The organism is Acinetobacter sp., assembly GCF_050285345.1.
Taxonomy (GTDB): domain Bacteria; phylum Pseudomonadota; class Gammaproteobacteria; order Pseudomonadales; family Moraxellaceae; genus Acinetobacter.
In genome coordinates this window covers 1-14,220 of record NZ_JBLZXR010000074.1, presented here as the reverse complement: position 1 = coordinate 14,220, position 14,220 = coordinate 1, and the positions used below count along the sequence as shown (strand labels likewise).

15 protein-coding genes and 1 pseudogene are annotated in these 14,220 nt (G+C 41.2%); 7 read left to right on the top strand and 9 right to left on the bottom strand.

The annotated features are described in order from the left end of the window. Positions 1 to 281 precede the first annotated feature (281 nt). The 3 genes from ACN6OV_RS06950 to def form a co-directional block, all read right to left on the bottom strand. Positions 282 to 2,324 (bottom strand): TonB-dependent copper receptor, encoded by a 2,043-nt coding sequence (locus ACN6OV_RS06950; protein WP_427951200.1) that lies wholly within the window; start codon positions 2,322 to 2,324, stop codon positions 282 to 284. Between the two features lie 72 nt (positions 2,325 to 2,396). Then, positions 2,397 to 2,822, bottom strand: coding sequence for a DUF2946 family protein (locus ACN6OV_RS06945; RefSeq protein ID WP_427951198.1), 426 nt, complete (start codon positions 2,820 to 2,822; stop codon positions 2,397 to 2,399). Positions 2,823 to 2,908: 86 nt separating this feature from the next. Then, positions 2,909 to 3,439 (bottom strand): peptide deformylase, encoded by a 531-nt coding sequence (def, locus tag ACN6OV_RS06940; RefSeq protein WP_427951195.1) that lies wholly within the window; start codon positions 3,437 to 3,439, stop codon positions 2,909 to 2,911. Positions 3,440 to 3,558: 119 nt separating this feature from the next. Between def and ACN6OV_RS06935 the strand changes: the two genes are divergently transcribed. The 3 genes from ACN6OV_RS06935 to ACN6OV_RS06925 all read left to right on the top strand — a co-directional run bounded on the left by ACN6OV_RS06935 (position 3,559) and on the right by ACN6OV_RS06925 (position 6,573). Continuing rightward, positions 3,559 to 4,713, top strand: a complete 1,155-nt coding sequence (locus ACN6OV_RS06935) for a LysM peptidoglycan-binding domain-containing protein (RefSeq protein ID WP_427951193.1) — start codon at positions 3,559 to 3,561, stop codon at positions 4,711 to 4,713. A 91-nt stretch (positions 4,714 to 4,804) separates the two neighbouring features. Beyond that, complete coding sequence (gene dprA, locus ACN6OV_RS06930; protein WP_427951190.1) at positions 4,805 to 5,971, top strand: DNA-processing protein DprA; 1,167 nt, start codon at positions 4,805 to 4,807, stop codon at positions 5,969 to 5,971. A gap of 32 nt (positions 5,972 to 6,003) precedes the next feature. Next, positions 6,004 to 6,573 carry an L-threonylcarbamoyladenylate synthase gene (locus tag ACN6OV_RS06925; RefSeq protein ID WP_427951188.1) on the top strand — a complete coding sequence of 190 codons (570 nt, stop codon included), beginning with the start codon at positions 6,004 to 6,006 and terminating at the stop codon, positions 6,571 to 6,573. Between the two features lie 432 nt (positions 6,574 to 7,005). Here ACN6OV_RS06925 and ACN6OV_RS06920 read toward each other — a convergent pair whose 3' ends face one another. Next, positions 7,006 to 7,887 (bottom strand): DMT family transporter, encoded by an 882-nt coding sequence (locus ACN6OV_RS06920; protein WP_427951186.1) that lies wholly within the window; start codon positions 7,885 to 7,887, stop codon positions 7,006 to 7,008. Between the two features lie 114 nt (positions 7,888 to 8,001). On the opposite strand from ACN6OV_RS06920, the gene ACN6OV_RS06915 reads away from it, so the two are divergent. The 3 genes from ACN6OV_RS06915 to ACN6OV_RS06905 all read left to right on the top strand — a co-directional run bounded on the left by ACN6OV_RS06915 (position 8,002) and on the right by ACN6OV_RS06905 (position 10,481). Next, positions 8,002 to 8,766, top strand: coding sequence for an AraC family transcriptional regulator (locus tag ACN6OV_RS06915; RefSeq protein ID WP_427951203.1), 765 nt, complete (start codon positions 8,002 to 8,004; stop codon positions 8,764 to 8,766). A gap of 294 nt (positions 8,767 to 9,060) precedes the next feature. Continuing rightward, positions 9,061 to 9,606: a glutathione peroxidase gene (locus ACN6OV_RS06910; RefSeq protein ID WP_427951183.1), complete on the top strand. Its 546-nt coding sequence runs from the start codon at positions 9,061 to 9,063 to the stop codon at positions 9,604 to 9,606. Positions 9,607 to 9,863: 257 nt separating this feature from the next. Beyond that, the gene (locus tag ACN6OV_RS06905; RefSeq protein ID WP_427951181.1) at positions 9,864 to 10,481 is read left to right on the top strand and encodes a hypothetical protein; all 618 of its coding nucleotides are present in this window, start codon (positions 9,864 to 9,866) and stop codon (positions 10,479 to 10,481) included. A 98-nt stretch (positions 10,482 to 10,579) separates the two neighbouring features. Here the strand turns inward: ACN6OV_RS06905 and adhP are convergent, their stop codons facing one another. Further along, positions 10,580 to 11,608 carry an alcohol dehydrogenase AdhP gene (adhP, locus tag ACN6OV_RS06900; protein ID WP_427951178.1) on the bottom strand — a complete coding sequence of 343 codons (1,029 nt, stop codon included), beginning with the start codon at positions 11,606 to 11,608 and terminating at the stop codon, positions 10,580 to 10,582. 315 nt (positions 11,609 to 11,923) lie between these two features. Beyond that, positions 11,924 to 12,358: a hypothetical protein gene (locus ACN6OV_RS06895; protein ID WP_427951175.1), complete on the bottom strand. Its 435-nt coding sequence runs from the start codon at positions 12,356 to 12,358 to the stop codon at positions 11,924 to 11,926. A gap of 133 nt (positions 12,359 to 12,491) precedes the next feature. Between ACN6OV_RS06895 and ACN6OV_RS06890 the strand changes: the two genes are divergently transcribed. Continuing rightward, entirely contained in the window at positions 12,492 to 12,935 is a 444-nt protein-coding gene (locus ACN6OV_RS06890) for an AAA family ATPase (protein ID WP_427951172.1), read from the top strand. 16 nt (positions 12,936 to 12,951) lie between these two features. On the opposite strand, the gene ACN6OV_RS06885 is transcribed toward ACN6OV_RS06890, so the two are convergent. From ACN6OV_RS06885 to ACN6OV_RS06875, 3 genes and pseudogenes are all read right to left on the bottom strand, one after another. After that, positions 12,952 to 13,257, bottom strand: coding sequence for a hypothetical protein (locus tag ACN6OV_RS06885; protein ID WP_427951170.1), 306 nt, complete (start codon positions 13,255 to 13,257; stop codon positions 12,952 to 12,954). Positions 13,258 to 13,403: 146 nt separating this feature from the next. Then, positions 13,404 to 13,823 carry a F0F1 ATP synthase subunit epsilon gene (locus tag ACN6OV_RS06880; protein WP_427951168.1) on the bottom strand — a complete coding sequence of 140 codons (420 nt, stop codon included), beginning with the start codon at positions 13,821 to 13,823 and terminating at the stop codon, positions 13,404 to 13,406. A gap of 26 nt (positions 13,824 to 13,849) precedes the next feature. Next, positions 13,850 to 14,220, bottom strand: a pseudogene (locus tag ACN6OV_RS06875) (F0F1 ATP synthase subunit beta); the annotation flags it as partial.

The following is a 14,220-nucleotide window of genomic DNA, read 5'->3' as shown; positions in this document are numbered from 1 at the left end:
TCAACAAGTTTTAATCAACATCACCGCCGATGGATGTGCATTCTACAGCATTTCCAACCCAACGCAACACCTTTTTTAAAAACATTTTTTCGTATGTTTATTTAATAAACTTAATAACCAATAAGCATATGTTTTATATAAATAATTTATTTCAAGAAAAATTTAATTTAAATTTATCCGCACAATAAATCAATTTAAGCATTTGTTTTTATTGAATTTAACTTTATTTAAATTCAAAAAAGCAGACCAAAGTCTGCTTTTTTGTTTAAATTTAGCTCGAATTAAAACTTCATAGACACTCGTGCCCAATAATTTCGACCAATATTATTAAATTGTTGATCGGTTGGAAGCCCTGTTCCTGATGCCCCCATTTTATTTAAGTGTTCGGTATAGGCTTTATCCAAGACATTATCAATGCCTAGTGATACATCTACAGCATCATTTACATGATAAGTACCATTTAAAGACAGCGTGCCAAAACCTGCACTTTTTTTATGATCATAACCAACGATATTACCTTCTTGTTTACTAATGCGGTTTTGACCATCAACCAAACGCCAGTAAGCACCCAAAGTATAGTTATCTTGGATATAGCGTAAATTTACCCGAGCCTCTAAAGGTGAGATTTGCGGTAATGGCGTATTATCTGTGGTATTTTCACCCCACGCATACATGGTACTCACATCTGCTTGAATCGCATCTGTAAATTGATAGCCAATCCCAGCTTCTGCACCTGCAATGGTTGCGTCGACATTTTTTGAGTTTGCAGCATTCACTCCATGACCTGTTTGTTTATTCGGATCATATTGCAACAAAATAAAGTCTTGCACTAATCCAGCATATCCCGATACCCATGAAGTCCATGCTCCATGTTGATGCTGATAACCCAAATCTAGTTGTAAGGTTTTTTCATTACTTAAGTTTTTAAATGTCGAAGCAGCATTAGCATTTAAATCCGTTTTAAATAATTCCCAGTAATCTGGCACACGCTCAACATAACCTAATCCAATATAGGTTTTACCATCATCATGCTCAGGATGTGTATTTTCAAAACGAATAAAGGCGTTTGCTAAGGTTTCCTGACGACTATGACTCATTTTTATCGCATCAATCTCCACCTGATCAATACGCAATCCTGTAATGAGCTTGTTATCACCACCTAGGTCATAACTTAATTCACCGAAACCACCATAAGAATGAAACTCCATGTCTGTGGTGACAGGACTATTCATGTGTGACATTGTCGCGTGATACATGCCGCCTGCATGTTTGTTATTCTGGGTATCTATACCCGTAACGAGCTGCAACTTTTCCCACTCACTACTTACAGCCAAGCGTCCATTTAAAGTACGACGTGTAACTGTCATTGCCTTATTTGGTTCATTTACAGTCCGCAAACTAAAATTATCCATGACATGATCATTAAAGCTATAGTTCACCTGTGCTTCAATTTTCTTAATCACCTCAGTGACATTCTTTTTCTCGACTCGAAGCCCCAAGCTTTCGCGGGCAAATTGTGAACCATCCATCATTCGGCCCGCGTACACCGCCTCACCATCAGCTTTGCCACCTGTTAGTTCTACCCAAGTATCTTCATTTGGTGTCCAGCCTAAAGCGACATCAGCATTCCAGCGCTCCCAATCCGACGGCACCGTGGTGCCATTTCCATCTTGATAACTATCAGATACCGAACGGTTAGCATTCAGGCGGATATACTTTTTCTCATCCCCGATTGCAGTTTCTACATTATGGTCTAAGCGCCCATAAGACCCCATGAGTACACTGGCCTGACCACGATAGTTTTGATCAGCGTCGAATTGTTCAGGCTTACGCTCAAACAACACTGTTGCCGCAGAACCGGTATTGGCATATTGCACCGTCTGCGGCCCTTTAATCACCGAAATACGGTCATAGCTTTCAGGTGAAATATAAGAAGTCGGCGAATCCATTCGACTTGGACAAGCCCCGAGATTTTCCGTACCGTCAGTCAGCACTTTAATGCGCGAACCGAACATGCCACGGAAGGTCACATCACCATTGGTCCCTGCCCCACTTTTTACCGCACTAAAACCGACAATACTTTTTAAATAATCTGCCCCGTCACTGGCCGGAATAGGCTGAATCGGCTGTTTTGGATTGGCACGTACAATCAGTCCATTGGCATCATTGCCTTGATGCGCCGTGACCACAATGGGAGCCAGAGTTTGTACGGCATTTTTATCTGATCGATCAGAATCCATGTCATCGGCAAAAGCGACGTTTGAATAGCAGGCAACACAAATTGCAGCCGCAAGAGGCTGTAGAAAGAATTTAGGCTGAGCCATTTTTTTATCTCACTGAATACATAAATATAGGCATGCCAGAGTCCATCAAGACCCAAGCAAAAAATGTCGAATTTATGCAACCAGTGGCGGGGCTCGCCCTTGAGGAATTAAAAAGAGTTGCTGAAGAACAAACCAAACATGTTTAAAGGCTTTTTGGAACGCCATTAAACGGATTTGGACCCGATCTAATACTTCTTTGACTTCGAGTTCAGGAGGCAAAACCAAATTACCATACACAGTACAGTACTGACATTGATGACTGGCATCATGTTCATGGCCTGAATGGTCTAAGCTGCTTGAGTCTTGGTGAACGGAATATTGATGAGGTGAATGCTGTGAGGCATGTTCAGTATGAACAGAAGGTAACAAAAGTGCACGCGTAATGGTTTCACACACCGGAGCAACCTGATATTGCTTCGGCAGTAAAGGCTGTAAAAATACAGCAATTTGTAAAAATACTGCTGCAAAGGACAGCAACAGTCCACTACGTAACGGCAAAGGCAAACCCTAAAATCTGTCTGTGGCAAGTATAACAAAGCCCAATCGAAATTGGGCTTAGATTACGCATTTTTCAGTTTCCGCAATTAGCGTTTTACCGCAACTTTGTCTTTTTCACGTTGACGCACTAATTTTTCGACTTTATCTCGTGCGCGCTGACGCTTTAAAGGCGATAAATAATCGACAAATAATTTGCCATTTAAGTGATCCATTTCATGTTGAATACAAACTGCGAGAAGTCCGTCCGCTTCAACTTCAAATGATTGACCTTCAAGGTTAATTGCCTCAATTTTTACGCGTGACGGGCGCTCAACTTTATCGTATATTTGAGGCACTGATAAACAGCCTTCTTCATAGGGCTGCGTCTCTTGCGTCAATGGCGTAATTTTGGGGTTAATAAACACCATGGGTTGATCTTTTTCTTCAGATAAATCCATGACTATCAGCTGAATATGGTGATCTACCTGTGTTGCTGCCAGGCCAATTCCCGGTGCTTCATACATAGTTTCAAACATGTCGGCTGCTAACTGACGAATTTCATCAGTAACTTCTTCGACTGGTTTTGCAATGGTACGAAGACGGGGATCGGGGAAACTTAAAATAGGTAATAAGGCCATACGACGTCCTCACTTATGCCATTGATCAAAAAACAAAATGAAGGAATGCTTCATCAAAAAATTGTGTGTAATATCGTTATTATAACGCAACTACATACATAATTTTAGGAATTATGATAATGAAAAAGGTTTTGAAGGGCATGCCAACTTTTAGTGCCTTGGGGTTTAAAAAACAATTATTGGCACTTACCGTGTGTGTAAGTGTGGGGATGGGCATGGTCAGCATTGCAGAAGCTGCTCCTGCTCGCAACGTCAATCCACCTTCCTTAAAAGCGGGTGCGCCGCAAGTCTATGTGGTGAAAAAAGGCGATACACTTTGGGATATCTCAAAACGCTTTTTGAAAAATCCAGTGCGCTGGCCTGAAATTTGGGCAAGCAATAAACACGTGAAAAACCCACACTGGATTTTCCCCGGTGACCGTTTATTGATGTGTACCTACAACGGTCAACCGATCATTGGTAAAGATGAGGGTGATGGCTGTGAAGGGATTATCCGTCGTTATACCGGTGGGACGAAACTACAACCACAAGTTCGCGTTGAGTCACTCAACAGTGCGATTCCTATCATTCCTTTGGAATATATCAAGCAATGGCTTGAGCGCAGCATGATTGTGGCGAATGATTCACTTGAAGGGACACCATACATTTTAGGTACAGCCGATCAACGCGTATTGGCGGCCAAAGGTCAAACCGTGTATGCACGCGGTCAAGGCATGCAAGTCGGTCAACGTTATGCGGTATATCGTGAAGGCGAACCGTACCTGTTCACCGATGCCAATGGCAAAAAATACAATGCAGGACTTGAGCTGACTCAAGTGGCTTCAGGTGTTGCTGTTCGTGGTAAAAATGACATTACGACATTGGAACTGACCGATACCTATAATGCTGAAGTTCGTCGTGGTGATCGTGTCCTGCCTGAATATGATCCAATGCTACCAACCCTGTTCTACCCAACCAATGCTGACAATGTCACTGCTGACGGCAGCATTGTGCGTGTGATGGGCTCAATTGGTACCGCTGCAGTTCACAGTGTAGTGACGATTGACCGAGGTAGTTTACAAGGTGTTCAATCGGGTCATGTCTTTAGCGTGAACCAAAAAGGTGAGATCGTAACCGATCCAAAAACCAAAGAACGCATTCAACTTCCAGGCCAGCGCATTGGTAATATCATGGTGTTCAAAACCTTTGATAACTTAAGTTATGCTTATGTCCTTGAAAGTGAATTGCCAATTAAAGTCGGTGCAAGCATTCAGCCACCACTGATGGATGACTAATCCTACTATTAAAATTTTGAAATGAGGCTGAACTTCAGCCTCATTTTATTTCCCTATTCTAAAAAAAGAAGACAGATTTAAAGGTCTCGTTATGCTCCATTCATTTAGTGCTGTGCAGTTAGATTACATTCGCTTATGGTTTCTGGTTCAGCATTCGCTGACGAGTTTCTATAAAATTCAGCAACACTACCCTACTTTGCAACATGCACTGACTGCTGACCAATACAGTACATGGCAAAAGTTAGGCATTCATAAAAATCACCTACAACGTTTTCAAGAGTTTCATCGCGATACGGGTCAACAACAATTCCAACACTGTCTGAAACAAATTGAAAGCAGCTGTGATTTTGTACTGATCGATTGTGATCCAGCTTATCCGCAGCAGCTCCGCCCTTATACTAATAAGCCACCAATTTTATTCGGCCAAGGTCATCTGCAAGCTTTAATGCAGCCGCAAATTGCGATTGTCGGTAGTCGTAAACCCAGTACGCAAGGGCGACAAGTGGCCTATGATTTTGCCTATTACCTCAGTGAGCAAGGCTTTTATATCAATAGCGGGTTGGCACAAGGAATTGATGAAGCGGCTCATCGCGCTGCATTACAAAATCATCACACTATTGCTGTAATGGCGACAGGTCTAGATCAGACTTACCCAAGTTCACATCAAACTTTACGCCAAGATATTGTCAGACATGGCGGAACCATCATCAGTGAATTTCTACCCAATACTCCGCCCTTGCAGCACAATTTCCCGCGACGCAATCGTATTGTCAGTGCTTTAAGTTTGGGGGTGATTGTTGCCGAAGCAGCATTAAAAAGTGGTTCACTGATTACCGCCCAACTTGCAGCAGAACAAGGTAAAACGATTTTTGCCATTCCAGGGCATATTTACAGTGAACATCATCAAGGTTGTCATCAACTGATCCGAGAAGGTGCAATTTTAATTGATCATCCACAGCAAGTGATTGAGGATTTGGCTCTTGCTACACAATGGCAAGCCACTGAAGCCAAACAGAGCTTGAGTAGCGATGTGGAACTTGTTCCAACGCCTTCACCCGCCGAAATTCCAGAGCACTTGTTACCTGTCTATCGCGCCTTGGATTGGGTCGGTCAGGACTTAGATCAACTCTCAATTCAACTCAACATCGATACCGCGACGCTGATCAGCCAACTGATGGAATTAGAACTGCTGGGCTTTGCCACACAACAAGCTGGCCATTACTTACGTTGTCGAATGGGTAAATTAGGTTCAGAATAGTCGATTGTCGAATTAAATAAGGTCAATTGGAAATGATTACCACCTCTGTTGCTGAAGCAGCTTCCTGTCTCAAAAAAGGTCAGGTTCTGGCATATCCTACAGAGGCAGTTTGGGGCCTAGGATGTGACCCGTATAATGAGCAAGCCTTTCATGAAATATTACGCCTCAAACAACGTCCAATCGAGAAGGGGGTAATTTTATTGGCAGCCAATGTGGCCCAAGTCGAACCCTTATTAACAGGTTTAACTGCCGAAATGCGTGCGAAAGTCATTGCCTCATGGAGCAATCGTAAACCCAATGAGCGTGCTACCACGTGGTTACTGCCCGCGGGTGACCATATCCCGACTTGGATTAAAGGCAATCATCCCAAAGTCGCAGTGCGTGTGACCACACATCAGTTATGTGTTGCACTCTGCCAAGCCTTTAATGGCTTTATTGTTTCTACCAGTGCCAATCCAGCAGGACTTGAACCTGCCCGCTCCTTGCAAGAAGCCAATCAGTACTTTGCTAACCAATTGGATTATTTAAATGGTGATTTAGGACTCAGCCGAGAACCGAGTCAAATTATTGATGCTGAAACAGGTGAAATCATCCGCGCATAAGCGTGGATGTTGTTTATATCACTGAATACTTTTCTAAATAACAGGCAAAAAAAAGCTCAGCCATATAGGGATGGCTGAGCATAAAAAAGGATGTGTATTAATCACATCCAGAGGGTCTTGCAATCTCTGAGTAAATGTCAAGTAATTAGCTCATCACTTACGATGAAAGTATTATGTTATATTTTTTAATATTAAACAAATAGATTTTTTATATAAGAAAAAGTGTTACTCATAATTTTACTTTAATATTAATAACAACTTATTCAAAATATGTATCTATTTTTAATTGAATTTTAAGACAAATAATCGTTTTTTTAATATAAAAATGCGCTAAAAATTACCATTTTCAAAGATTTAATCTCTAAAAACCCGAATTTAAATGAATAAGTTTTAATCAACTTTTCCAATATTTTATTCAAATATTCAGCCCAATTATTTCCGTTGAGCCAAAATCACCCCGATAACAGCCATGGCTGTGCCGATTGTGTGATACAGCATCCATTGTTCAGCCAACCAGAAATACGCAATTACAGCGGTAACAACTGGCATGAGGTTCATAAAAATACTGGTGCGATTGGGTCCCAAATGCTGTACCGCCAACATCCAAACCAAAGGTGCCACGAGAGACGGAAAAACGCCTGCATAAAACACACTGGATGCATTTTGCATATTAAGAGCATCAAGTCCGAGATATAGTACAAAAGGTAAGTGATAAACCAAAGCAAAGAAAATTTGCACATACAGGCTTAATAATAACGGAATCTGCAATTGCCATTTCTTTAAAAACACCCCATAAAAGGCGTAAAAGAACACAGCAAAGATCATCATAATGTCGCCAAGATGACCGCCCATCGTCAACAAATTGGCAAAATCTCCTTTTGCCACCACAAAGAGCAAACCGACAAAGGAAATACCACAACCGATTAAGGCATAGCGACTGGGAATATCTTTCAGCAAGAGCAAAGATACCGCAATCGTAAAGACGGGAATAAAGGCATTAATGATGCCCATATTGGTCGCCGTCGTATAATGTGCTGCGGTATACCCTAACCCTTGATAGAGCACCATGCCAAAAGCACTGAGCACCGCCAATTGTCGCCAATGCTGCGTAATCAACCTACGTTGCTGCCAAACGGTTTTCAGCATAAAAGGTGTCAAAATCAGAAAGGCAATCAACCAACGATAAAAGCTGATACTGACTGGAGAAATATAGTCCGTCACATAGCGAGTGACCACAATATTTAAGGACCAAATAAACACCGCAATCAAAGGCAGAAGGATCGCAAACTTTGCTCCTCGCGATTGAACCATCATGCCTCACTCCTTTTGCAGATTATTTAGAACACTATTTTAGTTTAGGTATTTTGCGTAACGTCTGATTTAATTGAAATACATAATTTCAGACATTTGTACTGAAGTTAGGACATTATTTTGAATAGGTATGCGACCTTGACGATTGAACAGCAGATTGAAATTTTTGAAGCACATTACACCGCGACAGACACGGTCTATCCGCACAGTTGTATTTGGGGGGACTTTAATTTTTGTTTAAACGGTGTGTTTGAATATGAAATACAGGGACAACATCATTTATCGCCTGCCAGTTACGGATTATGGATTCCACCGCATACTGAACATTGCTCTACAGCCATTGATGATCAACCGATTCATTATGTTGCTATCCGTCTTGCTCCGCATCTATGTACCCAATTTCCCAAACAAACTGAAGTCTTCAGTATTCAGCCCTTTTTTCGGCTTTTGGTTCAAGAAATTCTACATTTTCCGCACACGCAGAGTGATATTCAACCATATCGACATTTACTACAGGTACTTCTAGATCAACTCCGTACCGCCCCCAAGCATCACCATTATTTACCCCCAAGCCATAATGTCATTTTAAAACCGATCTTGGCATTTTTATCACAAGTGGAAAATTTCCAATTGAGCTTACAGCAATGTTTGGCCCATTTTCCCCTTAGTGAGCGGCAGTTACTGCGTTTAAGCCAAACTGAGTTAAATATGAGTCTCTCCGAATGGCGAAATCGCGCCAAAATCATTTATGCCATTCAACAACTGAGATCGGGCCAATCAATTAAAGCCTTAAGTTTCGAATTAGGCTATCAACACAGCTCAAGCTTTATTGAGTTTTTTAAACGATATACCGGTAAAACCCCGAGCCAACATCGCGCTTAAACGGACGTATACACGCACCTTAACCTTTTAAATTTTGACAAAAATAAATAAAAACTTATTGCTCCAAATTGAAAAAAAGTTGTGTTGCTTACAGAAGTGATCTTGGTTTCTGTAAACATGACTTTTGAAGAGCAAAGGAAAGAAGTTCTCTAAAATAAAATAACCCAATGCCCTTGCTCAGAAAAATGACAGGTTGACAAAAATTATGCGAAAAGCGGGTCTATAAAGGCTTGCCGTAATCCAATTTTCCCTTTAAAACAAGGATGAAAGGCACAACTTCAATTAGGAACGAATATGTCAGCTTCAGTCTACGATATCCCGGTCAAAACCATTTCAGGCGAGAATACCACCTTAAACCAATATCAAGGCAAAGTGTTATTACTGGTCAACGTGGCTTCTAAATGTGGTTTAACCCCGCAATATGAAGGCTTAGAAAAACTCTATACCGAGAAAAAAGCGCAAGGTTTCGAAGTTTTAGCCTTCCCTGCTAACAACTTTTTAGAACAGGAACCGGGCTCTGAAGCAGAAATTCAAACTTTTTGCTCCACTACCTACAATGTCGATTTTCCATTATTTTCAAAAATTTCTGTGGCTGGCGCAGATAAACACCCACTGTATCAAACCCTTACCCAAGCGATTCCAGAACGTATCGGTGAAGGCCCATGGTGGCAGGATCTGGTTGAATATGGCCTAACCCCGAACCCAAAACCCGAAGTACTGTGGAATTTTGAAAAATTCTTGGTCAATAAAAATGGTGAAGTGGTTGCACGTTTTGCGCCAGATATTCAGGCAGATGATGCACGTATTGTGGATGCCATTAATGCTGAATTAATCAAATAAGCACCTAAAAGCTCCCCCTTAAAGCTCAAACGCCCAATGAAGATTCAATGGATCTTCATTGGGCATATCAAAAATATCTATAATATAATACAATAAGTTATCCTAAAAAATTAGTCTTCGATGCATTTAACGCTACCAACTGCACTCCCACAAATGATGAGCAAGCAAAGTTTTGTTATTGCTTTGCAACAATCTATTTTTAATTCACATTCTGACCCTATATTGACTCTATATCGATCAAACATAGTGACGAATCAATGAAAAAGCTTTTGCAGAATGCCATCCTTCCTTTTGCCATGTTTAGTGGTGTATTGGTGCTGATCGGTTGTGACCCTGCAACAGCACCTGGGCAAGACATTCAAACCTCTGCTGAAGACGTTGAATTATCCACTACGACTCCATCTGAGCGTCATGAAGTAACTGAAACTGAATCAGCGACTCAGCAACAAAATCTAAAAAGCGGCAATATGTTTTACATTGTCCGTGATGTCGCCGACATGCAATTGAAAGCGGGCAGCTATGTTGAGCAATTGAAACAAACCCAAAGCGATATTGAAACGGCGGTCAATAGCCAGGATCCGATTCAACTGCAAAAGGCAGCCAATCAACTACAACAACAATTGAAAGGTTTTAATCAGGCACTCAGTGGACTGAACCTAAAAAGTACTGAAATCGATGATATTCGCAGCAATTTACAAGCTGCCAATCAGCAAGTTTTAGCTTCACCCTTTTTAAATGGTCAAATAGATTTAACCCAAGTGGATATTCAGAAAATTAAAAATCAAATGGGCAATATCCAACTGGAGATGGTGAAACTTGCCAGCATGATCATTTCAGATCATTCAGCTCAAGACAAAAATTCATCCGAAAGTTAATTTTTTTCAGCTCTAAACATGCAAGACAGACCTTTTCAATCATACCGAACTGGTCTGTCTTGGTTTTGCTCTATGTTAGGTTGCTATGAAATTTTGCATTAAAGCCGCATATCAACCACGATACGGCCATCAATTTTACCCTTTTCCATACGATCAAAAATATCGTTGATATTTTCGAGCGGTTCAACATGAATATGCGCTCTGACTTTACCACGCGCGGCAATATCTAGCGCTTCTTTTAAATCCAGACGTGTCCCAACAATTGAACCACGTACCGTAATTCCCTCCAGCACCATATTAAAGATCGACAAGTCAAAAGTTCCGAGTGGCAAACCATTTAAGACCATCGTACCACCACGACGTATAATCGACACGGCTTGTTCAAAAGCTTTCGGAGAGACCGCCGTCACCAAGACACCATGACAACCTTCACCCGTTGCCTGCAATACCGCCTCTTTCACATCGGTTTTTAAGGCATTAATGCCGACATCGGCGCCGAGATTTTTTGCCAATTCAAGTTTTGAGTCATCAACATCAATTGCCACGACATTAAAGCCCATTGTTTTGGCATATTGCACCGCCACATGACCTAGACCGCCAATCCCGGAAATGGCGACCCAATCCCCAGTTTTGGCCTCGGTCATTTTCAATCCTTTATAAACAGTGACACCAGCACATAGAATAGGTGAGATTTCCAATAGATCGACACCTTCAGGAATCACACCCACATAATCACCATCTGCTAAGCAATATTCTGCAAAGCTGCCGTTGACCGAATAGCCTGAGTTCTGTTGTTGTTTACATAAGGTTTCCCAGCCCGCGTAGCAATGATCACAATGCCCACACGCTGAATATAACCAAGGAATCCCGACGATATCACCAACTTTTAAATGTTCAATCCCTTCGCCAATTTCAACCACTTCACCTACCCCTTCGTGCCCGGGGATAAAAGGTAAAGTGGGCTGAACAGGCCAATCACCATGCATGGCATGTAAATCGGTATGACAGACACCTGTCGCGATAATTTTGACCAAGACTTTGCCTGGTGTGACTTTAGGAATTTCGACTTGTTGTATTTGTAGTGGTTGATTAAATGCAGTCACTACGGCTGCTTTCATTGTTGCCATATTTATTCTCTCCATCTTATACGTGTTGAGATTATTTTTTAAACAACCTAACTCTACTATAGAGGAAGAATAAATTGGTCAGCGTGATGAATTTGTAAGCAATTCTCTCGGTTTGCTACTTCTTGTGATTCACTGCCTGATGAGCGGTTTATCGACCACACATCACAAAATGTCATGCTGCAAATTCACAATATTTTTAATCTAAAACTTTCCGCATTATTGATAGACCATATCAAAAACAATTGAAAAACATAAAGTTTTTAAGCATGTAAAATTTCTCCACCAAAAAATGAACAACTTTCTCTTTTTCCTACTTTAAAATTGGGCAAACTCATAGGTATTACAGTTTTTATCTTGTCCAAGTGCACGTTGCACATCTTGCTTAAAACGGGCTTGGGCAAAATGATATTTGGCTGGCAGAAACAGGGTAATTCGAGTTTTGTCAGCTCCCATCCCCTCCACCAACATTTTATGTAGAAAAGCACCATTTTCTGTACGCGCCATCAACGTGCCTTGCTCTAAATGTTCTTCCAGTCGATTGTCGGTATACACATAAGCTTCTGCTGAAGTGAACGCCACACAGTGATTATAGGCTTGTCTTAGATTACGAAAAGCGGACAGATATGGAATTTCAAGTTCTGTACTGATGCCATTATCTACCGATTCCGCTACCAATGCGGCTTCAGTCGCGACATTTGGTGTCGTGACATATTGGCTTTGACAGGCAAGCAGCGGCGTTGCTAGCAACAAACATAAACATAATCGAAGTACGTACATAAAAAGTTTTGACCTATTTTGTTGTTATTGGCAGTGCAAGAATTGTAGCAAAAGCCTGTAGCTGCTTTAATATGCAATACAAGGCCTACAGATTTTTTCATCCACTATGCAACTGATTATTTTCACCGGTGTACAAGCATCGGGTAAATCCACATTTTATATGTTGAATTTATACCACAGTCATTTGCGTATTAATCTCGATATGCTGAAAACCCGATATCGTGAAAATATAATTTTTGAAGCTGGTTTAGTGTCTAAAACCAAAATGGTGATTGATAACACCAACCCAACACAGGCAGATCGTGCGCGTTATATTCAACGTGCGCGTGATGCAGGTTTCGACGTGATTGCTTATTATTTTGATACTGATTTGGCCAGTGCTTTAAAACGTAATAGCTATAGAGAAGGTAAAGCCAATATTCCCGAAGTTGGGATTCGAGCCACCTATAAGAAATTAGAAATTCCCTGCTATGCAGAAGGCTTCACTGAAATTTTTAAGCTTAAAATTATTGCAGATGGCGAGTTCTCAATCTTGCCGATGAACCCATAAACCACCCATAAACTACTTATTCAGCTTGTTGTTGCTGTTGCCATGTTTTAAACGCAGCTTGCATGGCTTGCCGTTCATACGGTTTAACCAAGCGACTTTCCAAAGAACTAAAATCACCTCTATAGGTTGCAGCCACCATCTCTTTTGCCAGTTCTTGAATACTGACGCGACCACGATGCTCATATTGCTGCACTTCTTCATGCGTCAATTCCACATCCCAACATGACACTACAGAACTTAGATCAACTGCAATACTTAAATAATAGTGATCAAAGTCTTGGTAAAGTTCCCAAAAGTGAGGTTCAAAAGCGATGAGATTCATAAGGCAGTATTAGGCAGTTGAATTGAATGAGAATAAATCAAAACATGAATAAAATATATGCAACTTTAGATTGATCAGTTTTTTCAAATACTTTAGGCATAAAAAAACCACCCTTTCGGGTGGCTCTTTCAATCTCAAACCGTGTCTTATTGAGCGCGGTTTTTGATTTTGCGGATGGTTTCCAACTGAGCAGCAGTTTCTGCAAGAGCAGCCAATGCAGCAGCAGCGTCCAAATCGCTCTTTTGATTTGCTAACAATTGTTCAGCTTGTTTACGAGCTTCAATAATTGCTGCTTCATCAAGGTTGTCAGCACGTACTGCAGTGTCTGCAAGTACTGTAACAACGTGCGGTTGAACTTCTAGTACACCACCTGATACATAGATTAATTCTTCTGTACCATTTTCAAGCAGAACGCGGATTGCGCCCGGCTTGAGCAAAGTTACTAGTGGCGCATGGCCAGGCATAATACCCAACTCACCACCAGCACCTTTAGCAATTAGCATAGTTACAGTGCCAGAGTACAAAGACTCTTTAACACTTACAACGTCACATTGCATAGTCGCCATGAGAATCTCCTAAATTAGGGAACTAATTAAAGTTTCTCAGCTTTAGCAATCACTTCGTCAATACCACCAACCATGTAGAACGCTTGTTCTGGGATGTGATCGTATTCACCAGCTAGAAGACCTTTAAAGCCACGAATCGTTTCTTTAAGAGATACTAATTTACCAGGAGCACCAGTAAATACTTCAGCTACGTGGAACGGTTGAGAGAAGAAACGCTGGATTTTACGCGCACGGTAAACAACCAGTTTATCTTCTTCAGCAAGCTCGTCCATACCAAGAATCGCGATGATGTCTTTAAGCTCTTTATAACGTTGCAATACGTTCTGTACAGAACGTGCAATTTCATAATGCTCTTGACCAACAACTAACGGATCTAATTGGCGTGAAGTTGAGTCTA